The sequence below is a fragment of the Nocardia halotolerans genome (assembly GCF_042650145.1).
GTDB lineage: Bacteria > Actinomycetota > Actinomycetes > Mycobacteriales > Mycobacteriaceae > Nocardia > Nocardia halotolerans.
On record NZ_JBHSDL010000008.1, the window covers coordinates 57,465 to 79,902 of the forward strand.

Here is a 22,438-nt window from a genome sequence, read left to right on the forward strand (position 1 = left end):
ACCCCATCACAGGTCTGGCGACCGGTGCTGAGTCGCTGCGGCGCCCGAGACGTGTCTGCCCGCGCGGGACTGCAGGTCTTCATCGATTCGTGCGAAGTCGCGGTCCTTGGTCTCGGGAACGCGGCGGTAGACGAATATCAAGGCCACCAGGCATATCACGGCGAAGATCAAGAAGACCGGGCCTGAGCCGATTGCCCCGGTCAGCGGCAGAAAAGCCGTCGACATGATGAAGTTCGACAACCAGCTCACCGCTGAGCCCGCGCCCGTCCCCTGTGCCTGCGCGTCGGGCGGGAAGACCTCCGCGAGGATCACCCAGAACACCGGGCCCATCCCGATCGCGAAGGACGACACGAACACCAGCATGCACACCAGCAGAATCACCGAACCGAGATCGACGATGAACGAGACACCGAGCAGTGCCACGGAGATCCCCATCCCGATCAGGGAGATCAGCAGCAGCGGTCGGCGCCCGAGCCGGTCGATCAAGCGCAGCGAAACGAACGTCATCGTGAGATTGACGATGCCGATGATGACCGAATAGACGATCGAGTTCGAGGCGCTGAGGCCGGTCTCCTCCATGATCGTCGGCGCGTAGTAGAGCACGGTGTTGATGCCGACGAACTGCTGCAGGATGGCGAGTCCCAGCGCGACGACCAGCGCGGGGCGGACCCGAGGCGCCAGTAGCACACGCCAGCCCTTCCGCTCGGGACTGTTGTCCTGTTTTCGAAGGCGCTGGCGTTCTTCCTCTTGGTGGCGGAAATGCTCGATCACCTTCTCGGCGCCCGCAGCACCGACAACCGATCCGATGGTGGTTCGTGCCTCATCGATACGCCCCTGCGCGATCAGCCACGCCGGCGTCTCCGGCAGCCGTCGCACGATCAACACCAGCAACACGGCCGGAATCGCGCCGACCCAGAACATCGCGCGCCAGTCGCCGCTGCCGCTGAAAGCCAGGTTCACGACGTATGCGACGAGCATCCCGACCGTCTGCAGCAACTGATTGAGAGTGAGCATTCGCCCACGGATCTGCGGCGGCGATATCTCGCCCAGATAGGTGGGAACGAGCGCTGACGCGATGCCGACACCGAAACCCATGACCAGGCGGCCGAGGACGAGCACCGTGAATCCCGTCGCCAGCGCCGATACGCTGAATCCCACCGCGAACAGCAGCCCGGCGCAGCCCAGCACCGCCTTGCGGCCGAACCGGTCCGCGAGCCCGCCGGTGAACATCGCCGCGACCAGCGCGCCGAGCAGCAGAATGCTCGTCACCAGACCCTGTTGGGCGTCGTGCAGGTCGAGGTCACCTCGGATGTAGAGCAAAGCCCCGGAGATGACGCCCGTGGCGTAGCCGATCATGAAGGTCGCGAGGTTGATCCACAGCCCCCACCGAGCGACCATGCGCAAGCCCGCGTTGGGGACGTCGAGTTGACTCGAACTCCCTGAGTTGTTCGTCATGTCATTCCCCCCGACCGGGGAGCCCGGTCGGAGCCCAGCCGCCGGGGCCGGTGCTGCCTGCCGCGTATTCGCCTATCGGCACCTGGTTTTCGCGCCACGCCTGGCGTACCGGCTCGATGATGCGCCAGCACTGGACGGCCATGTCGCCACGAACCGACATCGGCGGGATGCCCTCGAGAATGCCCCAGAGCACCTGGCCGTAGGGCGGCAGCATGCCCGCGCCGAACTCTCCCGCCAAGCTCACCGGGTCGATCTCGAACGAGTCGCCCGGTCCGCTGATGTTCACGTCGAGACCGAATGTGTTGGTGCCCAGGGAGATTCCGATGTGGAGCCGGTTGGGTTGCACGCTGCCGGTCAAGCCGACAGGTACCTGTTGCGGCGGCTCGAAGGTGACCGTCACCTCGGTGCGGGGCGAGCCGAGCGCCTTGCCCGAGCGCACCCGGAACGGCACACCCGCCCAGCGCCAGGTATCGACAGCGAGCACCAGCTCGGCGAAGGTCTCGGTGTTGCGGGAACCGTCGATGCCGTCCTCGTCCACGAAGGAGCGCACCTGACGGCCGTCGATCTCGCCCGCGGTGTAGCGCGCGCGGCGGCTGTATCTGATCGGGTCGTCGTCCCAGATCCGGGTGGCGCGCAAAATCTGCGCCTTCCCATCGCGCACGTCGTCCCCGTGCAGGGACGGTACGGGCTCCATCGCGAACAGCGACAGCACCTCGAGCAGGTGGCTCTGGATCATGTCCGCCAGCGCGCCGGTGCCATCGTAGAAGCCGGCCCGCCCTTCCAGCGTCAAGCTCTCGTCGAAGACCACGTCCACGCTGTGCACGTGCTGGTTGTTGAGCAAGGGCTCGATCACGCGGTTGGCGAACCGCACTCCCAGAATGTTGAGAACTGTCGACATGGCGACGAAATGGTCGATCCGGTGCACATGATCTTCCGGAACCAGCTGCGTCACCAGCTCGTTGAGAGCGGCGGCACTGTCGGCGTCGGTGCCGAACGGCTTCTCGATCGCCAGCCGCGTCCCCGCGGGCAGGTCGAATCCGGTCAGCACGCGGCAGACCTTCTCGGTGACGGCGGGCGGCAGCGCGAAATACAGGATCAGCTGACCCGAGCACGAATCGAGCAACCCGCGCAGATCGTTCTCGTCGGTGGCGTCCGCCCTGACATAGCGGGTGGTCGAGACGATGGCTGCCACCTGCGGTCCGCGCGCATCCACCGTGGCGAAGGACTCGGTGACCTGCGAGCGCCAGCGATCGTCGTCCCAGCTTTCCACCGCGCTGCCGACGAGCTCGAGCTTGTCCACACTGCCGGTCGCCAACAGCGCGCCGAGCCCCGGCAGTAGCAGCCGCGCAGTCAGGTCGCCGCTCGCGCCGAGAATCACCAGTGTCTGATCACGTGAACTGTTCGGAACAGTTGTCGAGTCCGAGGTCATCGTCCTTCGCTCCTGTCGTGCGGGATTGCGACGAGCAACGCGGCCTGAAATGCCGATCCGACCCTGAGCGCACCGCAGAGCGGAGCCTCTCGATTGAACTTGCGCGGGACAACTGTATGTCGCCGATGGTCCCGGTGCGGGGAGGCCGTGAGCAACGCGTCACCGAGTCATGCGCCACGGCAGGTCGCGAGCCCTGTCCGTCTCCGCTCCGCGGCGGTTGGGCACTCCTCGGTGCCGACCTGATGCGGTCGGATGACGACGACAGTGCACTCAGTCGATATCCCTCAGCAATCGGCGCGAGATGGCGTACTTGTGCACCTCGGTCGGTCCGTCGTAGAGCCGGAAGGCACGGATGTCGGTGAAGATCGCCGAGACCGGCGTCTCATCGCTGATTCCGATCCCGCCGAGTACCTGCACGCAGCGGTCGGCGACCTTGAACAGTTCCTCGGAAACCATGGATTTCACCATCGAGGACTCGTGGCGGCCCTTGCCGCCCTTGTCCAGGGTCCAGCACGCCCACCAGATCATCAGCCGGCATTGCTGCAGAGCGATCTCGTTGTCGGCCAGCATGAAACCGACACCCTGGTGCTGACCGATCGGTTTACCGAAAGACGTGCGGGTCTTCGCGTGCTGCACGGCGATCGACTGGGCACGCGCCGCGGCACCGAGCCATCGCATGCAGTGCGTGAGGCGGGCGGGGGCCAGCCGCAGTTGCGCGTAGCGGAACGCCTCGCCCACGGTGCCGAGAATCGACGACTCCGGCAGCACCAGGTTCTCGAATCGGACGACGCAGTGCCCTTCGACATAATTGCGGTCCATCGTGTTCATGACCCGCTCGATGACAATGCCCGGTGTATCGCCGTGACACAGGAACAGCGTCGCACCGTCACCGGGAACGTCGGCCATGATGATCCAGGTGTCGGCATTCACCGCGCCGGTGATCAGCCATTTGCGGCCGTTGATCACGAAGGTGTCGCCGTCACGGACCGCGGTCGTCGACAACTGGCTCGGGTCCGAACCCGCGCCGTCGGGTTCGGTCATCGCGAAAACCGAACGCCGCGTGCCGTTGATGACCGGCTGCAGGTATTCCGCGGCCTGCTCGGCATCGGCGACTTTCGACAGCAGGAACATGTTGCCCTCGTCGGGCGCGGCGCAGTTGAGCGCGACCGGACCCAGCGTCGACCAACCGGCGGCTTCGAAGACCACCGCCTGTTCCAGGTGTGACATCCCCTGGGGCCGGTGCTGGATCGACAGCAGACCGGCCGCTTTCGCCTTCGCCACCAGTTCGTTGCGAAGCTCGTCGGTCGGGCCGTGCGCTGTGACGCGCGGGTCGCGCTCGTACGGCACCACTTCGGTGTCGACGAATCTGCGTACCCGGGCACCGAGTTCAGCGGTCTCGGTGGGGATCTCGAAGTCGATCATCATTCTCCGCTCATCAGCGACTGCGCCCTGTCGAACAGCCGCAACGTCGTGTTGTGTAGTCGCTCACCGACACTCATCGGCGCCTTACCTGCCAGCGCTCTGGCGTAGCTCCCCTCGAGCACGATGCCGAGCTTGAAGCAGGCCAGGACGGTGTACCAATCAACAGCCGCGAGATCGCGTTTCGATCGCTCGCTGTAGCGGGCGACCAGTTCTCGCGGAGTGGGCAGGCCGCCCCTGCGCGCCAGTTCGCCCGCGAACTCATCGGGCGAACCCGGCAGGTCCCAGGTGGCCAGCAGCCAACCGAGATCGAGCAGCGGGTCGCCGATCGTGCACATCTCCCAATCGACCACCGCAACCACCGCCGGCTCGGTGTAGGAGAACATCACGTTGGACGCATGGAAGTCGCCGTGCAGAATCCCCGGCGAATACGCAGTGGGCCGGTGCTCGTCGAGCCATCGCGCGACCTCCGCGACCGGACCGATCACCGGACCGGGATATTGCGGGAACGCCGCGTAGGAATCGAGTTCTTTGAGCCATCGCGGCACCTGACGTTCGAGGAATCCGTCCGGTCGACCGAAGTTCCCTAGCCCGACCGCCACGTGGTCGACCGCACCGAGCCGGGCCTGCGCGTCGACGATGCTGAAGCACATCTCTCGGCGAAAGGTGACGTCACTCGCGTGTGGGTCGGGCAGTTCGACACCGGCATTGAACCCGGTGACAGGTTCCATGAGATAGAAGACCGCGCCACCGAGGACGGACTCATCGTCACATGCGGCGATCAAACCGGCATGCGGCACATCGGTTTTCGCAAGCGCGTCCAGGATGGTGAACTCTCGCCGGATGACCTCGTTGCTGCGTGGACGCAGATGGCGCGGGCCGCGACGCAGAATGAAACTGCGACCGCCGCGGTCGAATCGGGCCATCACGTTCTGTGTCCCGCCGGTCACCGGCCGCACCGATTCCAGTGGCCCCGATCCGAGGCCGCGGGCATCCATCCAGGCGGTCAGCGCTGCCAGATCAGCCTGTGTGAGCACGGCACCGGCATCGATCGAATCTTGCTCGAACATACGCTCCTCGAACGGGTTTCAGGCCTCCCGAACGCAGAGCGCCGACGTGGCGGCCGGCTCAGAATGTGTCCAGACAGGTTCTCGTACTAGAGAATGTGGATTAACATAGATCTGCTGGAGTACGTTGTCAACAGGAAGTATTCGGGTAGCATGTTCGACACTTATCTAGAATCGCTCATCACTTCTGTGCCCAGCTGAGGCTAGACGCACACGCCGAGCCCCGAGGTTCTACGACCACCCGGTTCTGACAGAGTGATATACAAACCATCTCACGCTATCTAAGGTGGGTCCGGTAGATCGCTCGGCCAGCCAGGAGAACAAGTGTCTGAATCCGCCACACCCACCGCCGACGCCACCGAACTGACTGTGCGCAACCCGGCATCCGGAGAACCGGTCGGGACCGTCGCCGTCACGACCGAGAAGGAAGTCGCAGCAGCGACGGCTGCCCTGCGCAAGGCGCAGCCGCGGTGGGCCTCGATCCGCGCCGCCGGACGCAAGCAATGGCTGCTCGCGCTGCAGGATTGGGTGCTCGACCACAGCGCCGAACTGGCCGATTCGATCCAGGACGAATCCGGAAAGCCGCGCGTGGAAGCCGAAGTCGAGGTCGCTTTCACTGTCGACCTCCTCGGCTACTACGCGCGCAATGCCGCGAAGTTCCTCGCCGATACCGACGTGCGCCCGCACAGTCCCTTGATGCGGATCAAGAAGCTGACCACCACCTACACCCCGCATCCGGTGGTCGGGATCATCACGCCGTGGAACTTTCCGCTGGCCATGCCCGCCTCCGATCTCGTTCCGGCGCTCGCCGCCGGCGCCGCCGTGCTGCTCAAGCCCTCGGAGGTGACCCCGCTGACGCCACTCGTCCTGGCGCGTGGCTGGGCCGAGATCGGCGCACCACCGGTGTTCACGGTGGTCTCCGGGTCCGGCGACACCGGGGCCGCGGTGGTCGACAATTCCGACTTCGTCCAGTTCACCGGCTCCGGCGACACCGGGCGCCGCATCGCCGTCGCGTGCGCGAAGCGCACGCGACCCTACAGCCTCGAGATGGGTGGCAAGGACCCGGCGATCGTCCTCGCCGACGCCGATCTCGACCGCGCGGTCAACGGCATCGCCTTCGGTGCGCTGACCAACGCCGGACAACTGTGCGTATCGGTGGAGCGGGTGTACGTCGAAGACCCGGTGTACGACGAGTTCGTCGACAAGCTGGTCAGCCACGTCGCGTCGCTGCGACTCGGCCGCGACGACCGCACCGGCAATGCCGACATCGGTCCACTCGCCAACGAGACGCAGCTCGCGATCGTCACCCGCCATGTAGACGACGCGATCGCCCGGGGCGCGCGAGCGCTCACCGGCGGAAAGGCGACGGGAGAGGGCAACTTCTTCGAACCGACCGTGCTGGTCGACGTCGACCATTCGATGTCGTGCATCACCGAGGAAACCTTCGGGCCGACCATCCCGGTCATCAAGGTCGCCGACGAGAACGAGGCCATCCGGCTCGCCAACGATTCCGAGTACGGCCTGTCGGCCTCGGTGTGGACGGGCGACAAGTCTCGTGGGCAGGCGATCGCCCGGCGGCTGACCGTCGGCGCGGTCAACATCAACGACGCCACCATCAACCTGTTCAATTTCGCACTCCCCCATGGCGGTTGGGGCCAATCCGGCACCGGGTACCGATTCGGCGGCGCCGACGGCGTGCGCAAGTACTGCCGCAAGCAGGCGATCACGGCTCCGGCGCTGCCTACGCAGAAGAAGGAACTCGTCTGGTACCCGTACAGCCTGAAGAACTTCGGGTTCATGCGCGACGCTATGCGCGCGACCGGTGCTCGCGGTCGGCGCCGATTCGGTCTGTGAGCGGACGGAATCCGGGCGCGATGTGATCGCGGGCGAACCGGCGCGCGGCCGCCTCGTCGTCGAGCGGAATGACCGTAGGCCTGGTCAACACCAGCGACAGCGCCGTGCGCGCGACCATCTCGGCGACGGGCAGCGGATCGTAGGCGGGGAGTTTTCCTGCCTGCTGCAAGCGAGTGATGAACTCGGCCAAGAAGTCACGACCGAGCTCGATCACCGGCGCACCGTCGGTAGTGAGATAGGGCAGAACTGTGGCGGCGTCGGTGGCGAGAAGGCGGTCCAACAGGGGGTTCTGCCGCAGGCCGACAGCAAAGGTGACGAACAGTTCGACGATCTGATCTTCGGCGCCCGCGTCCGCCTCGGCCAGCTGACGCATCGAGGCGTCGGCCTGCTCCAGCAGATCGCGCACCTGCCAGAGCCCGACCGCCTGGACCACCTCGGGTTTTCCGCCGAACCGGCGATACAGGCTCGCCAAGGACAGACCGCCCCGGCGGGCCACCTCGCCCATGCTGGTGCGTTTGATCCCGAAGTCCAGAAATGCGGCCAGGGCACCCTCGAGGACTTCGGCATTGCCGCGCTCGACACCGCCGTGTCCGCGAATCCGCGCCAGCAACCTGGTCGACTCGGCCACATCCCACTCCCCTCACCCGGACAAGAGCCCGACCCTAATGTGGTCCGCCATGGACTCGCAATCCTGCCACGCTCACACGAGTGGGCGTCCGAGCCGGTGGCGCCGCCGCATATCCCAGAGCAAGATCGAGTACGGGAAGATCCGCGCGCGGACGGGCAGCCGTCGGTAGACGGTGCCGATGATCCGGAACAGCAGCCGATGCCGCCGCTCCTGCCCGTCGGTCCACGGCAGGTAGAGCTGAGCGCGCATAGGTGCGGGCAGCAGACCGGTCACGACGAAGCGATGAAAGTTGGCGAGCTGACGTGGCCTCGCAACATTGCGCAGGCCGACGAGCTTGCGCAGGTACTCGGCGACGACGTCGTCGATCTGCATGCTCGCCAACCCGGATTCGAAGTAGCGTTCGAAAGCCGCCACGTCGGCCGGCCACATCTGCGGCCTCATCTGCAATCCGGTCCCGAATCTGGCCCCGTACTGCACGAAGACTTCCTTGGTCGCCTCGTCCAGTGGCCCGTACAGGCGTTCGTGGGTGTCCATCACTCCCCAGCACAGGCAGACCGCGACCCACTTCTGCAGCTCCGGATCGAACGCGTTGTACTCGACCTCCGCGCCCGGCGCCGAACGAACGCGCCGATGGACGCTGCCGACGGCCCGTCGATACACAGCGCGGTCGTCCTCGGTACCGAGCATCGCCACCGCGATGTAGGTGAGGGTGGTGCGCAACCGTTTCCACGGATGGACGTCGGCGCGACCCGACTCGACCGTGCTCTCGACAACGCCGTGGCCCACCGGCCGATTCGCCAGCTGCACGATGACGTTCGCGCCCGCCCCCGCGAAGGCGCCGATCCCATCGAGGAACCGCTCGATGTCGAAGTCCTCGACAGTGCCGTACCGACAGCTCAGCACCCCGCCGGGCGCACCCATCGCCGTCGGGCCGGGCACCGATGAAACAGCACGCATAATCCCGCGCCTCCTTGATTCGACCGCCACCCACGCGACGATACATTGAGATACTTTGCACCTCATCCTCTCATGAGGGTCGCTACTTCCGCGCCACAATGCGCTCGTCCGCGGGAATGCTCACGACGTGGATGACGCCGTCGGAGTCCGCGGCTGCTCTCGCGAGCCCCGTCGAGATCCTCGAGGTCGCCGCCACGCACCTTCGCGCCGAGCGCGGACAGCGCCGCCGCTGCCACGCCCGACCGGGCCAGGCCCGTGACCTCGTACCCGGCGGCGATGAGCTCGGGGATGATGCACGAACCGGAGTGGCCGGTCCCGCCGGTGATGAAGACGCGCATGCTGCTGCTCCCTGTGAGTGATGTGGCGTGAGAATTGGTGGCGCAGGTGAGATGCGTCAGTGGAATTCGACGCCCAGGGCGAGGTCGAAGCCCGCGCCGTTTCGCGCCAGCCCCATCAGCAGGAGGCCGGCCGATTCGAGGACCGAGGCCATCCGCAGCCCTCCTGTGTCGAGGGGCCGCAAGTCCAGGGTCTCCAGGAACGCGGCGACGCGTGCTTTTGCCTCGACGCTGTCGCCGGCGAGAAAAGCGTCCAGCGGCTTGTCGTGAGCGAGGACGTGGCCGAAGATCGTGTTCAGCGCCTTCACGACGTGAGTGCCCTCGGGGGCGGCAGCGGCGATCTCCTGTGCCGCCGAGCCGCCCGGGGTTGTTACGAGTCCGGTGGCGTCGGCGTTGAACGGGTTGGAGATGTCGACGAGGATCTTGCCTGCCAGCGACTCGCCGTAGTCCGCGACCGCTGAAACCACGTTGGTGTACGGGACGGCCACGATGACGATGTCACCCAGCGGCGTTGCGCCGAACGTGCCGACGACTGCGCGCGTGCCGATCTGGTCGACAAGCGCCTGAGCCGTGGCGGCGTTGCGGCTCGAGATCTCGACGGTGTGGCCGTGTTTCGCCGCCCGGTTGCCGATGGCGGTGGCCATGCCGCCCGAGCCGATGATGCTGATGGTGGTGGTGTTGGTCATGACGATGCGCCTCCGTGGATTCTGAGCGAGCGCCAATATGAGGCACCCCTCCGGTTACTGATGTCCACATAACCGGAGGGGTGCCTCATTTTATTCCGGAGGGGTGCCTCCGCGCCGTTGTTAGAGTGAAGAGATGAGCCAGAGCGACGCCGAGCGGACACGGAGACCCCGGCGCCGCGACGCCCAGGAAAGTCACGACAAGCTCGTCGCCGCGGCGCAGCGCGACTTCGCCGCACACGGTGTGGATGCGTCCCTGGAGAAGATCGCACGCGAAGCCGGCGTATCCATCGGCACCCTGTACCGCCACTTCCCGAAACGCCTCGACCTGCTCATGGCGGCCTTGACACCTCGCCTCCAAGAGTTCCTCGATGGTGCCGAGAAGGCCCTGCAGATGGACGATCCGTGGGATGCATTCGTCTACTACTTGGAGAACCTGCTCGGCAGGCAGGTGGGCGACCGAGGTTTCAGTGACTTCCTCTCTCGCCGCTTCACTCACAGCGCGGAGACCGAGCGCATCCACGACCAGATGTCCCAACAGATCGTCGACGTGCTCAGCCGAGCCCAGGAAGCCGGCCGAGTTCGCCCCGACATCGCCCAGGCCGACATCATCAATCTGATCTGGTCCATCGGCCGGATCATCGACGCCACCAGCGCCACGGCGCCCACGGCCTGGCGGCGCAACCTCTATCTCATGCTCGATGCCTACCGGACCGAGCGGGCACACCCGATCCCCGAACCGCCGATGACGGACCAGCAGCTCTATGACGCCATGGTCCATCTCAGCCAGGCGAGGTAGGGGCAACGGCCTGCCGTAAGGTCAGCCCACCTCCCAGGCCGCCTCGATCATCCGGAAGATCTCGTCTACCGCGGCTTCCGGGTCGGCCGCCTCCCGGGCCAGCGAATAGGCGTCGATCACGAACCTCGCGATCGTCGCACTCGCCGTCGCGGTCCGCGCCAGTTCGGGATCGGCGGCGATGGCCGCTGCCAGCGCCTCCGCGTGACGCAGCCGCATCGACTCCCCGTACCTCCGCAGCGCGGGCGATTCGTCGATCATGTTCCAGATCGGAGCAGCGCCGTCCGCCGCGCAATGTCGCACCATGGAATGGATTTCGCGGCGCAGCGCCGGGATGAGCGGTTCGCCGACCCCCCGGCTGGTGACCGCCTGCACGAGCCCTTGCTCGAAGTCTTCATCCCGCTCGAACACCAGGGCCTCTTTGCCAGCGAAGTGGGCGAAGAGCGTGGTGACGGCGACATCGGCCTCAGCGGCCACTTCGCGGATTCCCACCTCGTCGTACCCGCGTTCCAGGAACAGCCGCAGAGCGGTGTCGGCGATCTTCTGGCGGGTCGCCGCCTTCTTGCGCTCACGACGCCCGGTCGGCACGGTCATGTCATGAGGCTACCAGTTACAAACTTGAATCAGTTATGAAGTCATACCTGTTTCAAAACACTAACCGTTAGTGTTAGCGTTCAGGACATGAAAAAGGTGAGCTTCGCCGAATTCGGCGGTCCGGACGTTCTGCAACTCCTCGATGCCGAGGAGCCGCACGCGGGCCCCGGTCAGGTACGCATCGCCGTGCGGGCGGCGGGCGTCAACGCCGTCGACTGGCGGCTGCGGGAAGGCCAACGCCTCGGCCCGCATCCGATTCAGCTGCCCGCCGGCGTCGGGCTGGACGCGGCCGGGGTGGTGGACCGAATCGGCAGCGGGGTCGAAGGAGTCGAGATCGGCGACCCGGTGTTCGGCGAAGGCTTCAGCACCTACGCCGAATTCGCCGTGCTGTCGGCCTGGGCCGCCATGCCCGCCGGCCTGACCTTCGAAGAAGCGGCCGGGTACCCCTCCGTGGTGGAGACCGCTCTGCGCATCATCGGTGCCGTCGGCGCGCAGAGCGGCCAGACACTGCTGGTCAGCGGTGCGGCCGGAGGCGTCGGATCGGCGGTGCTGCAAATCGCGCGCGAACGCGGCATCACGGTGATCGGCACCGCCGGGGCCGCGAACCAGGACTATCTGCGGAGTCTGGGCGCCCTCGCCACGACGTACGGCGAAGGTTGGGTCGAGCGGGTGCGGCGACTCGGCCCGGTCGACGCGGCCCTCGATCTGGCCGGCTCGGGCGTGATCCGCGAGCTCATCGAGTTGACCGGGGACCCACAGCGGGTCGTCTCCATCGCCGACCTCGATGCGCCGAAGCTCGGGGTCCGATTCTCTGGCGTGGCCGGGAGCGTGCCGGATGCACTGGCCGAGGCCGCCACGCTCATTTCACAGGGAAAACTCCGCATCCCGGTCGAGAAGTCGTACTCGCTGTCCGAGGCCGCCGCGGCGCACATCGACAGCCAGGCGGGTCATTCCCGTGGGCGCCGGGTCATCGTCATCTGAGGCGCGGGCGCTGGCACGCCCAAGAGTTCACCCGGCCAAGTCGACCCGGTCGGCCATCGCACGGAGTCGGCCACGCGCAACACCCACCCACTGCTGTTCGTCGATGTCGACGGGCTGCTCCTCCCGTTCGGTGAAGCCCCCGAACCCGAGCTGTGCAATGTGGTGTCGAACTCCCAGTTCTCGCGGCTACGCCCCGAAGTCGGCCGCCGGCCGGCAGAACTGCCATGCCAGTTGGTCTGGGCCACAACCTGGGAAGACACTCCTGCGGCACGTCGAGCCATCCCGAGGATCGCCGCCCAACCGGTCCGTAGCAGAGTTCGGATCGGCACCGCGGCGATCAGCATCTCAGTGCCTCAGCGTTGGACCGTGAACTCGGAGCGAAGGTCTGTCGAGAACACGCGTTCGGCTCCGACCTATGGGCAGAACCCCGCCACAGGGGATCAGACCATCAGAGGAGCCCGTCATGAACATCATCAAGAGTATCGCCGCTGTCGGCGCCGGTTTCGTCGCCACCGCCGTGCTGTCCAGCGCGGCCGACGCCGTGCTGCAGGCGGCGGGAGTGCTGCCACAGGAGCACATCTACGTTGCCGCGCCGGTGATAGCTCTGGTGATCGCCTACCGCACCGCATTCAGTGTCCTCGGTGCCTACCTGGTCGCCCGGTTGGCGCCGAACCACAAGACAGCCCACGCCGTCGGCCTCGGTATTGTCGGCTCGGTCGGCTCGGTGATCACGGGTGTGGCGACGATGAACATGCAGGTCGGCCCGCTGTACTACCCACTGGCCCTCGCGGCGCTCGGCGTGCCGGCGGCGTACTTGGGAGCCAGAATCGCCCAGCGCGACGTCTCGGCGCGGCCCCACGCTCTCGCCGCCACCCCTGCCTGATCGCAGGTGTGGTCGGTGAAGCTCGTTGCGACGGAATGCGGACACCGTCGACGCTGGTGGAATTCGCGTGCGTCGAGTGGGGAGTTCAGGAAGATCCACAGGCCTTCCACACCATGCACGCCGGCCAGGTGCTCCGCTCGGTCGTCGTGCTGTGAGCCTTCTCCGACTTCCCCACCATCATCGGCTCGCTGCGCGATCGTCTGCTGACGCTACCCGGCCACACGAGCGTCTACACCGGTCACGGCGACGCCACCACCATCGGCTCCGAGGCGCCCCATCTCGAAGAGTGGATAGCACGCGGCTTCTGACCCGAGGCAGGGTCCGCCGGCACGGAAATGTTCCCACTCACCGAGAATCTGTCCCGGCAGTCCCCACGCGATGCACTCGAATCAGGACATGCTGCACAGTTCGGCTTTCACTCCGGGCGCCCTGCTCACCGGTCGGCGGGCACTGGTGACCGGCGGCGCCGCGGGAATCGGCGCCGCCATCGCCCACGCCTTCGCCGCACACGGAGCCGACGTCCTCGTCGCTGACATCGCGCCCCGCGCCCCGCTCGACTTCGATCCGGGCGCGGGCGGGGCGATCACCACCGTCGAGTTCGATGTCCGTACCGGCACCGCGGACCTCCTCCTCGCGCACGAGCCCGACATCCTGGTCAACAATGTCGGCCACTACCTGCGCCCGCCACATCTGTTCGCCGACAACACCGTCGAGTTGTGGCGGGAACTGCACGAGATCAACCTCGGACACGTGTTGCGCCTGACCCACGCCGTCCTGCCCGGAATCACCGAGCGCGGACGCGGAGGTTCGATCATCAACCTCACCACCGTCGAGGCACACCGCGCCATCCCCGGCCACACGGTCTACTCCGCCTACAACGCCGCGCTCACACAGTTCACCCGCTCCCTCGCCGCGGAGGTCGGACCGGCCGGGATCCGCGTGAACGCGATCGCCCCTGACCTCATCGAAACCGTCCAGGTTCCCTACGCCGACCTCGTGCCCGAGGAAGACCTGCCGCTCTGGCCGACCTGGTCGCCCCTCGGCGGGCCCGGACAGCCCGAGGACGTCGCGGGCGCCGCCCTCTTCCTGGCTTCTGGCCTGTCCCGATTCGTCACCGGCACAACCATTCACGTCGACGGCGGTACCAACGCAAACGGCGGTTGGTCACCCCGGTCGTCCGGCGGCTGGACCAACCGTCCCCGCAACCCCTGATTCGAAAGGCACTCGAACTGTGAAGATTCTGGTCATCGGCGGCACCGGCATGATCGGCGCACACGCCGCCCTGCACCTGCGCGATCATGGCAATGACGTCACCGTCGCGGCGCGCAGCGCAGTCGCCGACGACTCACCCGTCGCCGGTTTCCCGGTATTGTTCGGCGACTACACAATTCCGTCCTTCACCCCCGCACAACTGGAGGGTTTCGACGGCATCGTCTTCGCAGCCGGCCAAGACGTGCGGCACAAGAGCAACGACGCGGACGAGGCCGAGTTCTGGGACAAGACCCAGATCCGTGGTGTCCCCCGTTTCGCGGCGCTGGCGAAACAGGCAGGCGTCCCCCGATTTGTCCAGGTGGGCAGCTATTACCACCACCTGCGCCCTGACCTCGCGGCGGGAAATCCCTACATCACCGCCCGTCAGGCCGCCGACGAGGGCGCGCGCGCCCTCGCGGACGACTCGTTCACCGTCTCGACCCTCAACCCACCGTCCATCATCGGAGTGGTGCCGGGTGCCTCGACGAACCGCTATCGCCGCATGGTCTCGTGGGCGGCGGGCAACGAACCGGCGCTGCCGGACTTCGCACCGACCGGTGCCACCAACTTCATGTCCGCTCGCTCACTGGCGGAGGCCATCTGGGGTGCACTGCGCAACGCCGAGACGAGCACGGCCTATCTCGTCGGTGACCAGAACCTGCGCTACCGCGAGTTCTTCCAGATGCTCGTCGACGCCGCAGGGGGTTCTCGGGTGATCGATGAACGCGATGAGGAGCACCCACTGCTGCCCGACCCCTTCATCATTCAAGGCCGTGGCAATACGCTCGCCTATGAACCGGACACCGACAGCCTGCGCCTGCTGGACTACACGCGCAACGATTGCGCTCGTGCGGTCGGGGAACTCGTCGACGCCGTTCGCGCTGCTGACTGACTCGAACAGCGTCTTCGCGATCAGCGTCGCACCGCCACGGTCTCGATACAGTCGATACGGGCTGGGCCGGGTCGGCGGGGTCGGTTGGCGCGGCAGGCTATCGGCGACGGAGAGCCGAGTGTGCGGCGCTGAGGCGTTCGGCGTCGCTGCGTTCAGTGCTGTCGCCGGAGATCTGGTCGGCCCATTCGAGCAGTCGGTGCACGTGCGGGGCGGTGGTGGTCCCGATGGGTGGGTTTCCGGCGGTTATCTCGCCACCGGTTCCATCAATGGCGATGAGGGTACCTGCGGGGATTACGTGCCGGCCGATTCGCATCGTGGTGGCGTCGATGGTCAGATCGGCGACTCCGACGACGGCGGGTTTGCCCATCGCGCGCGCGACGACGGCGGCGTGGCAGGTGGGGCCGCCGTGCGCGGTGAGGACTCCGGCGGCGGCGGCCAGACCGTGCATGTCGAGCGGAGAAGTGTCCGGTCGCACCAGTATGACCGGGCCGTGTGCGGCCATGCGGACCGCGGCATCGGGGGTGGTCGCTACGCGGCCGACGGCGACACCCGGGCAGGCGCCTTGCCCGCGGGCGAGGATGTCGGCAGTGCTGTCGAGGATCATGCGGGGTGTGCGGGCGTGCTGAAGCTGCAGTGGGGTGATTCGCCGCAGTGCCTCCCGGTGCCCGATCACATCCTCCTCGACGAGAGCGACCGCGATGTGTACGGCGGCCGCGGCGGCCACTTTGCCGCGGTGTACTTGCAGGATCCAGAACTCACCGCCTTCGAAGGTGAACTCGATGCAGCACGAGTCTCGGTAGCGCGCTTCGATCCGGTCGAGGGCCGCCACGAGCTGGGCCCACACGGCCGGCTCTCGATCGGCCAGTTCACCCAGCGGCAGCGTCGGCGATCTGCCGGAGACGACGTCGTCGCCTTGGCTGCCGAACAGGACGTCGCCGAAGGGGACCCGTTCGCCGGTATTGGGATCACGGCTGAACGCGACTCCGGTCCCGCTGTGCCGGTCGCGGTGTCCGAAGACCATCGCCTGCACGGTCACGGCTGTTCCGAGGTCGTGCGGGATATCGTGGATCGCCCGGAACGTGCGCGCGCGTGGGTTGTCCCATGAGGAGCACACGGCTGTGATCGCCAGCTCCAACTGCCGGAACGCATCGTGGGGAACCTGCTGTCCGACTTGTTCCGAGACGAGGGCCTCGATGACTCCGATCGCGTGGCAGATGCCTGACTGCTCGTCACCGAGATTCTGCTGGATCGACTCGGCCATCACCGATTCCGCGCTCGCTGCGCCGATGCCGGCGACCGTGGAGGCGAAGTTCGACAGGAATCGCAACCGGGCGATGGACGCGAACCGCGGATTGCCTGTCTCGGTGGTCAATCCGCGTGCGGCCGCGGCGGTGAGCCCGAGATTGAGGACGGTATCCATCATGCCGGGCATCGACACCGCGGCCCCGGAGCGAACAGATACCGTCAGTGGCCTTTCGGAACCACCGAGCCTACGCTGCGTGGCAGTTTCGAGGTCACCGACGGCGGCCGTGAGTTCGGCGGCGAAGCCCTCGGGAAAGCACCCGTCACGCAGGACCGCTCGGCATACCTCGGTGCTGATGACGAAACCGGCGGGCACAGGCAAACCCAGGCGTCGCAGCATGATGAGCCCGTGCGCCTTGGCGCCCAGGACTTCCGAGGTCTCCTGCACCTCAGCGGAAAGTGTGTGAATGTATCGCATCTTCAGAATCTCGGGATGCCCAGCGTTGCCAGGAGATCTTCGTGAAGCTGGAACCAGACGGTGTGGTACGACGACGTGCTGGTCGCCACGTACTCCAACGCGCCGGATCGCGCTCGAACGAGCGCATCGGCCAGACGTGGACCGTACCGCCCGAACCGACCCACTGCCGCGGACAGCTGCGCGCAGACGACCTGCGCGCGGTTGTCCAGGTCGCTCAGCCGCTCGAGAATTCGGGCGTCGTAGCCGGGGTCGGTGTGGTCGTTCGCGGTCAGGACTCCATGGGCCGATCGCGTCTGCCATGCTGCGCACAGGTCGAGCAATTCCGGGTTGAGCGCGAGAAACCTGTGGTAAGCCTCGGTCACGGCGGTTCGGGCTCCTGCGTTTTCCAGTTCGTCGGTGATCCGTTCCGCGTCCAGAGCACGACCGGTGGCCGTGAGTCCCCACCCGCCGAACTCCCCGGGCGTATGCGTGACATGTCCGCCTGCGCCGAGGTCTATCAGCTCGGATTCCACGACAGACTCCGGCAGGCCCGTCGCTGCCGCCACTCGAGACACGCTCGCGTGGCCGACGCAGCGAAGGGAATGCAGTACGAGCAGGTCGGCACCGGCTGAGCGCGAATCCGGCCACGTCACGATCCTGCTCCCAGCCGTGAATGTGTTGCCGCACGCGCTGCGACCCTGGCCCCGAATCGCTTCTGCGCTGCTTGCCGCGACACACCGAGGCAGGCGCCGATCTCGGCCCAGGGCACGTCTGCTTGCCGCGCCTGGTCCACGAAATAGTCGAGCAGACTATCGGCCAGCCGCACCCAGTGCGCCGCAATGATCGCCGCTTGGGACAACTGATCCACAGTGTTGCCGGGCCGGGCCCGCTCGATAGCGGCGATCACATCGCGCAGTGGCACCTGACGATCCATTCGTCAACTGTAGGTTGACTCTTGCATCATCGTCAACTACTTGTTGACGATACGCGAGCGAGTGCAGTACCTGCTTTCGCTGATAACAGACCGATCCAGGAGTGGTAGTGATGGCTATCGAGAACGCGGCACGGGATGCCGCCGGGACAGAGCCCAAGCGGGTGCTGATCGTGGGCGCCGGTATCGCCGGCCTGGCCGCCGCGCTGCGGATGCATCGGCACGGCTGGGATGTCGTCGTGGTCGAACGCGCGCAATCCCGGCGCAGCAGCGGCTATCTGGTGAACCTGCACGGACCCGGATACGACGCCGCGGAGCGGCTCGGGCTGCTACCGACACTGACTCCGCGTGATATCGGGTTCTTCACCTCGATCCTGGTTCACGCGGACGGTAGCGAGAAGTTCGCGATTCCGGCCGCTGTCGCACAAGCCGCTGTCGGGAATCGGGCACTGAGCCTGTTCCGCGGGGACCTGGAGTCGGCGCTCTACGACGCGGTGGCCGATCTCGCCGACATCCGGTTCGGTACCACCGTGCAGGCGGTCGCCCAGGACGCCGGCGAAGTCGTCGTTACGCTCAGCGACGGCACCCGCATGCAGGCCGAACTTCTCATCGGCGCCGACGGCGTGCACTCCCGAGTTCGTGAACTCGTATTCGGCCCCGAGGCCGACTATCTGGTGGATCTGGGCCACATGGTGGGAGCGTTCCCGCTCGAACAGGTTCCCGAACAGGTACCTGAAGGCGCCGGCACGACATTCCTCGGACCCCGGCGCACGGCCGCAGTGATGAACCTGGGGCCGGGCCGGTCCTCGACGTTCTTCGCCTACCGCAGTCCCGATCCGGCCACCGAACTGGCGCTGGGCCCCACACCCGCACTCACCCGAGCCTTCGGAGATCTCGGCCGAGGTGTCGCCGATGCCCTGCGCCAACTCGGCGCCGACCCCGCCTCCGCCTATTTCGACTCGGTCGGCCAAGTCGTCATGGACCGCTGGAGCCACGGCCGTGTCGTCCTGCTCGGCGACGCGGCGTGGTGTGTGACCGTATTCGCCGGTTACGGAGCAGCCCTCGCCCTCGAGGGCGCCGACCGGCTCGGTGCCGCGGTAGCAGCACACGGCGACGATATTTCCACCGCACTCGACGCCTGGGAGACCTCGCTGCGCCCCGAAGTTCGCAAACGACAAGCACTGGCCCGCAAAGGAATAAGCCGATTCGCCCCGCCCTCACGCGCTCACGTCTGGGCCGGCGAACTCATGCTTCGCGCCATCGGGCTACCCGGCATCCGCGGCCTGGTCCGGCGCGCCATCCAACGCGCCAACAATTAGGCGGGACGCCAATTGTCATACCCCCCGCCCCGGCGCCCACCCACCGACGCACTTCTCCTGCGCACCGTCATCGCAGCCGACATGGGGCTGTAGCATCCGACGGTCCGAGGCCACAGATCAGCCGATGGCCAGGCCGTCGGCGCGCACGGCTGCTTTCACAGGCCCGGCTCAGCGCGGTCGTGCCACATTCTGTGGATACTGCCCCTGTACATTTCCTGGTGGATTGTAGAGCGCGACTACGACACTCGTGCCACCGTCCGAGGCGTAACCGATCCCGAGACGCGTACTGGATTTCCACACCAACTGTGTGAAATGGCCCGTCGCCATACTGAACCCAGGATTGTTGAAATCGTAGTATTTGATCTCGTCGTACCACATCTTCGTACTCATCTCGACGAGTGATACAGCACTGAAGCTGCCCTGCCCCATGACGAGGTTTTCCCCGGCCCCGTTCTTGTACGGGCAGCTGTGATCGATCGCGCCTTTGGTGGCGTAGTACTTCGCGCATTGCTGGGCACGGTTGTTCAGGTTCTGGGTCAAGGTCATAGCGGGGGAACCGTGCTCGGCCCGGTACGTGTTGTGCATGGTGAGCCCGGTCTGCGCATAATCGCTCTGCCCGGCGGCGGGGCCGCCGCCGTTGACGAGCGCGGCGAGCATCACCGTGGCAACAACCGATACCAATCCACCGACACGCACGACGACCTCCCGAGGCGGAGCGGGACACAACAGAAACGAACCACAAGGCCCTCGGAACCCACACAGGACGTGAGGTCTCGGGATCAGGCCAGCATACCCGGATCCGCTGCACTGCTACTCGAATCCGTCAACGTACGCCCAGCCCCTGAATGTTCGCCGGGGACACGGCGAGGTCAGCACTGCTCCTGGCACTTCCCGGTGGGCGAACCAGTCCCCCGTTGTTCGACAGATCCGACTCTTGCGCATCGACCGGACGAGATCCCGATGCGCGACTGCTGGTGGCCTGAACTGGATCTCGTCGAGACAGGCGCGACGTCAGTCTCGGTGTTCGGCTGTGGGGCCGACCGATGACGGCGGGTTCGCGACAAGTCCGCCGCGTAGGAGTTCGGCGACCGCGTTGTCCCAGCGATGCAGTTGCGATGGGGCGGTCAGGGGCTCGGGCAGGTGGCGGTCGATCTGTTTTCGCAGCATGGCCGTGCCGATGACCAGGATCAGTGGGTGCAGTGGCGCCCAGGTGCGGTCGACACCGGATCGGAGCAGGCCCTGTTCATCGAATTGGTTCCATTGGTTTGTGCTGATCGCGACCAGTCCGTCGAAGATGGTTGCGCCGACGGTGTCGCCCTCGACGAATGCGCGCGCGATGTAGTCGACGACCTCGGGATGGTCGGTCATGATCGAAGTCACCCGGCGCCCCAGTTCGCCGAGCGAATCTTCCGGTGGTGGTGGTAGTGGTTCGGAGGCAACCGCTGTCGCGACGGTTCGCAGCACGTACTCGTCGACAGCGGCGACGAGCCCGGCCTTGGTCCCGAAGTGATGTTGCACCAGTCCGATGGATACCCCCGCCTTGTCTGCGACCGATCGTAGCGAGGTCGCCGCGACCCCTTCGGCGCCAAAGCAGCGCAATGCGGCGATGCGAATCCGGTCGGCAGCAGATGGGCCAGGGGCTGCCGGTAAGGGGAATGGCCAGGAGGGGTACACGAGTCCACCATAGACAATATGCTCGTATGGTGCCACAATATAACCATATTGTCGCACCATATGAACGTATTGTCAGCGGGATCGAGGTTGGTCAATGTCCATCCAGAACGATCGGCGTAGCGCTCGGAACCTGCGATCAGCCGCTGTGCTGTTCGCGATCGGCTTCGGCATCCACGGCCTGGATCATCTTCGGCGTGGCATGGATGCCTCGCCGATGGCGATCATGATCGGTGGCAATGTACAGGCCGTGTTTGTTGCGATCGCCGTCCTCATGGCGGTGACGCATCGCTACCGGGCACCGGAAGCGGCGATCGGCATCGGCTTCGGCAGCGCCGTGGTCTTCGTTTACGCCCATCTGCTACCGACGTTCTGGGCCGACTACCAAGACAGCTACATCTCGTTGCCGCACACCGGCGTCACCTGGTTTTCCTGGACGAGCGCGGTCACCGAGATCTGTACCGGCCTGATATACGGGTTCGTCGGCGTCAGAGCACTACGCGCCAGGAAATCACCCAGCGCACCGGTGAGCCTCGGCGTCCGCGCACCTGGAACGACCCGATGAGGGTCCTGGTACTCGGCGGCTACGGTGCCGTCGGCGGCCATCTCGTCACCCATCTTCGCCGCCGGGGCGACACGGTGGTGGTCGCCGGGCGCGATCCGGATCGCGCGGGCACCGTCATCGATCTGCAGGATCCCGCGCTGGCAGCCTATCGTGCGGCGCTGCCGGGCATCGACGTGACAGTCAACGCTTCGGGTGCCGAGAATCCACGACTGGCCGCCCTGGCCGGCTACCACGGGTCGGCATTCATCGAAATCTCGGCCAGCACCGCCTATCTCCGTGACCTCGCCCAGCTGAAACCACAGTCCCCGGTCGTGGTCGAGGTCGGCCTCGCCCCGGGACTGACCAACCTGCTCGCAGCAGCGGTCTACCGAACTTCGCCGGGGCCCATCGACCTCGCGGTGTTCCTCGGCGCCGGCGAACAACACGGCCCGGCCGCCATCGAATGGTCATACCAACTGCTGGGCAAACGCTTCCGCGACGGCGACGAGAACGTCCGCAACTACACCCAGCCCGAAACTTTCCTGCTACCCGGGCATCGGAAGCCACGGCGGCTCTACCGCCTCGATTTCGCCGACCAGCACACCCTGCAGCGCGACTTCGACGTAGCGGTCCGCACATTCTTCGGCCTCGATTCCCGGCTTGCCACCACCGCGCTCGCCGCACTGACCTGGCTCCCCGGCGCATCGAAAGCACCACGCGGATTTCACTTGCCAGGAACCGACCAATGGATCGTGCTGGCTCGCGGTCACGACCGCACCACACGATGGGCACGCGGGACAAGCCAATCCCGAGCCACCGCGATCATCGCGGCCACCGCCGCATCACACGCCCTTCATGTCCCCAGCGGAACCCACTCTCTACACCACATCCTCGCCCTCACCGACCTACCTCTCGACGAAATCGAACTCGACACTCGACAACACCGTTGCGATCCATGACCCCGCCGACCGCGGGCAGCCACCGGCCTGGCCCGCGGTGATCAACACCGCCGACCCGCGACCGTTGCCACCACCACGACGGGTGTCGACG

General features: G+C 66.2%; 23 protein-coding genes and 1 pseudogene. 10 read left to right on the forward strand and 14 right to left on the reverse strand.

The features are described 5' to 3' along the window. Positions 1-6 precede the first annotated feature (6 nt). The 4 genes from ACFO5K_RS08880 to ACFO5K_RS08895 form a co-directional block, all read right to left on the reverse strand. Complete coding sequence (locus ACFO5K_RS08880) at positions 7-1,455, reverse strand: sugar porter family MFS transporter (protein ID WP_378558788.1); 1,449 nt, start codon at positions 1,453-1,455, stop codon at positions 7-9. Position 1,456: 1 nt separating this feature from the next. After that, complete coding sequence (locus tag ACFO5K_RS08885) at positions 1,457-2,884, reverse strand: glucose-6-phosphate dehydrogenase (protein WP_378558793.1); 1,428 nt, start codon at positions 2,882-2,884, stop codon at positions 1,457-1,459. Positions 2,885-3,154: 270 nt separating this feature from the next. Next, the gene (locus ACFO5K_RS08890; protein ID WP_378559008.1) at positions 3,155-4,306 is read right to left on the reverse strand and encodes an acyl-CoA dehydrogenase family protein; all 1,152 of its coding nucleotides are present in this window, start codon (positions 4,304-4,306) and stop codon (positions 3,155-3,157) included. After that, on the reverse strand, positions 4,306-5,373 hold the full coding sequence (locus tag ACFO5K_RS08895; RefSeq protein ID WP_378558797.1) for a phosphotransferase family protein: 1,068 nt from the start codon (positions 5,371-5,373) through the stop codon (positions 4,306-4,308). The genes ACFO5K_RS08890 and ACFO5K_RS08895 overlap by 1 nt, the downstream gene beginning before the upstream one ends. Positions 5,374-5,694: 321 nt before the next feature. Between ACFO5K_RS08895 and ACFO5K_RS08900 the strand changes: the two genes are divergently transcribed. Continuing rightward, the gene (locus tag ACFO5K_RS08900; protein WP_378558801.1) at positions 5,695-7,224 is read left to right on the forward strand and encodes an aldehyde dehydrogenase family protein; all 1,530 of its coding nucleotides are present in this window, start codon (positions 5,695-5,697) and stop codon (positions 7,222-7,224) included. Here the strand turns inward: ACFO5K_RS08900 and ACFO5K_RS08905 are convergent. The 4 genes from ACFO5K_RS08905 to ACFO5K_RS08920 form a co-directional block, all read right to left on the reverse strand. Then, the gene (locus tag ACFO5K_RS08905; RefSeq protein WP_378558804.1) at positions 7,178-7,852 is read right to left on the reverse strand and encodes a TetR/AcrR family transcriptional regulator; all 675 of its coding nucleotides are present in this window, start codon (positions 7,850-7,852) and stop codon (positions 7,178-7,180) included. The genes ACFO5K_RS08900 and ACFO5K_RS08905 overlap by 47 nt on opposite strands. A 72-nt stretch (positions 7,853-7,924) precedes the next feature. Next, positions 7,925-8,809: an oxygenase MpaB family protein gene (locus tag ACFO5K_RS08910; RefSeq protein ID WP_378558807.1), complete on the reverse strand. Its 885-nt coding sequence runs from the start codon at positions 8,807-8,809 to the stop codon at positions 7,925-7,927. Positions 8,810-8,871: 62 nt separating this feature from the next. Beyond that, positions 8,872-9,147, reverse strand: coding sequence for an NAD-dependent epimerase/dehydratase family protein (locus tag ACFO5K_RS08915; RefSeq protein WP_378558811.1), 276 nt, complete (start codon positions 9,145-9,147; stop codon positions 8,872-8,874). Positions 9,148-9,203: 56 nt separating this feature from the next. Beyond that, complete coding sequence (locus tag ACFO5K_RS08920) at positions 9,204-9,830, reverse strand: NADPH-dependent F420 reductase (RefSeq protein WP_378558814.1); 627 nt, start codon at positions 9,828-9,830, stop codon at positions 9,204-9,206. Positions 9,831-9,963: 133 nt separating this feature from the next. On the opposite strand from ACFO5K_RS08920, the gene ACFO5K_RS08925 reads away from it, so the two are divergent. Beyond that, on the forward strand, positions 9,964-10,626 hold the full coding sequence (locus ACFO5K_RS08925; RefSeq protein ID WP_378558817.1) for a TetR/AcrR family transcriptional regulator: 663 nt from the start codon (positions 9,964-9,966) through the stop codon (positions 10,624-10,626). A gap of 21 nt (positions 10,627-10,647) precedes the next feature. On the opposite strand, the gene ACFO5K_RS08930 is transcribed toward ACFO5K_RS08925, so the two are convergent. Then, positions 10,648-11,217, reverse strand: coding sequence for a TetR/AcrR family transcriptional regulator (locus ACFO5K_RS08930; RefSeq protein ID WP_378558821.1), 570 nt, complete (start codon positions 11,215-11,217; stop codon positions 10,648-10,650). An 87-nt stretch (positions 11,218-11,304) separates the two neighbouring features. Here ACFO5K_RS08930 and ACFO5K_RS08935 point away from each other — a divergent pair, with 87 nt between their 5' ends. The 5 genes and pseudogenes from ACFO5K_RS08935 (at position 11,305) to ACFO5K_RS08955 (ending at position 15,224) form a co-directional block, all read left to right on the forward strand. Beyond that, positions 11,305-12,198 (forward strand): NADP-dependent oxidoreductase, encoded by an 894-nt coding sequence (locus tag ACFO5K_RS08935; protein ID WP_378558824.1) that lies wholly within the window; start codon positions 11,305-11,307, stop codon positions 12,196-12,198. A gap of 463 nt (positions 12,199-12,661) precedes the next feature. Further along, entirely contained in the window at positions 12,662-13,081 is a 420-nt protein-coding gene (locus ACFO5K_RS08940; protein WP_378558828.1) for a hypothetical protein, read from the forward strand. A gap of 155 nt (positions 13,082-13,236) precedes the next feature. Then, positions 13,237-13,389, forward strand: a pseudogene (locus ACFO5K_RS08945) (MBL fold metallo-hydrolase); the annotation flags it as partial. 88 nt (positions 13,390-13,477) lie between these two features. Beyond that, positions 13,478-14,293, forward strand: a complete 816-nt coding sequence (locus ACFO5K_RS08950; protein WP_378558831.1) for an SDR family oxidoreductase — start codon at positions 13,478-13,480, stop codon at positions 14,291-14,293. Positions 14,294-14,312: 19 nt separating this feature from the next. After that, a complete protein-coding gene (locus ACFO5K_RS08955; RefSeq protein ID WP_378558834.1) occupies positions 14,313-15,224 on the forward strand; it encodes an NAD-dependent epimerase/dehydratase family protein in 912 nt (303 codons plus the stop codon). A gap of 97 nt (positions 15,225-15,321) precedes the next feature. On the opposite strand, the gene ACFO5K_RS08960 is transcribed toward ACFO5K_RS08955, so the two are convergent. The 3 genes from ACFO5K_RS08960 to ACFO5K_RS08970 all read right to left on the reverse strand — a co-directional run bounded on the left by ACFO5K_RS08960 (position 15,322) and on the right by ACFO5K_RS08970 (position 17,857). Continuing rightward, positions 15,322-16,944: a pyruvate, phosphate dikinase gene (locus ACFO5K_RS08960; RefSeq protein ID WP_378558837.1), complete on the reverse strand. Its 1,623-nt coding sequence runs from the start codon at positions 16,942-16,944 to the stop codon at positions 15,322-15,324. A 2-nt stretch (positions 16,945-16,946) separates the two neighbouring features. Continuing rightward, a complete protein-coding gene (locus ACFO5K_RS08965; protein WP_378558840.1) occupies positions 16,947-17,456 on the reverse strand; it encodes a hypothetical protein in 510 nt (169 codons plus the stop codon). Positions 17,457-17,572: 116 nt separating this feature from the next. Next, positions 17,573-17,857: a hypothetical protein gene (locus ACFO5K_RS08970; RefSeq protein ID WP_378558844.1), complete on the reverse strand. Its 285-nt coding sequence runs from the start codon at positions 17,855-17,857 to the stop codon at positions 17,573-17,575. 110 nt (positions 17,858-17,967) lie between these two features. On the opposite strand from ACFO5K_RS08970, the gene ACFO5K_RS08975 reads away from it, so the two are divergent. Then, positions 17,968-19,173, forward strand: a complete 1,206-nt coding sequence (locus ACFO5K_RS08975) for an FAD-dependent oxidoreductase (protein ID WP_378558847.1) — start codon at positions 17,968-17,970, stop codon at positions 19,171-19,173. A 168-nt stretch (positions 19,174-19,341) separates the two neighbouring features. On the opposite strand, the gene ACFO5K_RS08980 is transcribed toward ACFO5K_RS08975, so the two are convergent. Together ACFO5K_RS08980 and ACFO5K_RS08985 are read right to left on the reverse strand one after the other, a co-directional pair. Further along, positions 19,342-19,869, reverse strand: coding sequence for a CAP family protein (locus tag ACFO5K_RS08980; RefSeq protein ID WP_378558851.1), 528 nt, complete (start codon positions 19,867-19,869; stop codon positions 19,342-19,344). A 315-nt stretch (positions 19,870-20,184) separates the two neighbouring features. Next, complete coding sequence (locus ACFO5K_RS08985; protein WP_378558855.1) at positions 20,185-20,907, reverse strand: TetR/AcrR family transcriptional regulator; 723 nt, start codon at positions 20,905-20,907, stop codon at positions 20,185-20,187. Positions 20,908-20,992: 85 nt separating this feature from the next. Between ACFO5K_RS08985 and ACFO5K_RS08990 the strand changes: the two genes are divergently transcribed. Then, entirely contained in the window at positions 20,993-21,409 is a 417-nt protein-coding gene (locus ACFO5K_RS08990) for a hypothetical protein (RefSeq protein WP_378558860.1), read from the forward strand. Then, positions 21,406-22,347, forward strand: coding sequence for a hypothetical protein (locus ACFO5K_RS08995; protein WP_378558863.1), 942 nt, complete (start codon positions 21,406-21,408; stop codon positions 22,345-22,347). The genes ACFO5K_RS08990 and ACFO5K_RS08995 overlap by 4 nt, the downstream gene beginning before the upstream one ends. Positions 22,348-22,438 lie beyond the last annotated feature (91 nt).

Coding starts and splice junctions, on each gene's coding strand:
- ACFO5K_RS08880 (WP_378558788.1), bottom strand. CDS start 1,455: ATGACGAACAACTCAGGGAGTTCGAGTCAACTCGACGTCCCCAACGCG.
- ACFO5K_RS08885 (WP_378558793.1), bottom strand. CDS start 2,884: ATGACCTCGGACTCGACAACTGTTCCGAACAGTTCACGTGATCAGACA.
- ACFO5K_RS08890 (WP_378559008.1), bottom strand. CDS start 4,306: ATGATCGACTTCGAGATCCCCACCGAGACCGCTGAACTCGGTGCCCGG.
- ACFO5K_RS08895 (WP_378558797.1), bottom strand. CDS start 5,373: ATGTTCGAGCAAGATTCGATCGATGCCGGTGCCGTGCTCACACAGGCT.
- ACFO5K_RS08910 (WP_378558807.1), bottom strand. CDS start 8,809: ATGCGTGCTGTTTCATCGGTGCCCGGCCCGACGGCGATGGGTGCGCCC.
- ACFO5K_RS08915 (WP_378558811.1), bottom strand. CDS start 9,147: ATGCGCGTCTTCATCACCGGCGGGACCGGCCACTCCGGTTCGTGCATC.
- ACFO5K_RS08920 (WP_378558814.1), bottom strand. CDS start 9,830: ATGACCAACACCACCACCATCAGCATCATCGGCTCGGGCGGCATGGCC.
- ACFO5K_RS08925 (WP_378558817.1), top strand. CDS start 9,964: ATGAGCCAGAGCGACGCCGAGCGGACACGGAGACCCCGGCGCCGCGAC.
- ACFO5K_RS08930 (WP_378558821.1), bottom strand. CDS start 11,217: ATGACCGTGCCGACCGGGCGTCGTGAGCGCAAGAAGGCGGCGACCCGC.
- ACFO5K_RS08935 (WP_378558824.1), top strand. CDS start 11,305: ATGAAAAAGGTGAGCTTCGCCGAATTCGGCGGTCCGGACGTTCTGCAA.
- ACFO5K_RS08940 (WP_378558828.1), top strand. CDS start 12,662: ATGAACATCATCAAGAGTATCGCCGCTGTCGGCGCCGGTTTCGTCGCC.
- ACFO5K_RS08950 (WP_378558831.1), top strand. CDS start 13,478: ATGCTGCACAGTTCGGCTTTCACTCCGGGCGCCCTGCTCACCGGTCGG.
- ACFO5K_RS08960 (WP_378558837.1), bottom strand. CDS start 16,944: ATGCGATACATTCACACACTTTCCGCTGAGGTGCAGGAGACCTCGGAA.
- ACFO5K_RS08970 (WP_378558844.1), bottom strand. CDS start 17,857: ATGGATCGTCAGGTGCCACTGCGCGATGTGATCGCCGCTATCGAGCGG.
- ACFO5K_RS08975 (WP_378558847.1), top strand. CDS start 17,968: ATGGCTATCGAGAACGCGGCACGGGATGCCGCCGGGACAGAGCCCAAG.
- ACFO5K_RS08985 (WP_378558855.1), bottom strand. CDS start 20,907: ATGGTGCGACAATATGGTTATATTGTGGCACCATACGAGCATATTGTC.
- ACFO5K_RS08995 (WP_378558863.1), top strand. CDS start 21,406: ATGAGGGTCCTGGTACTCGGCGGCTACGGTGCCGTCGGCGGCCATCTC.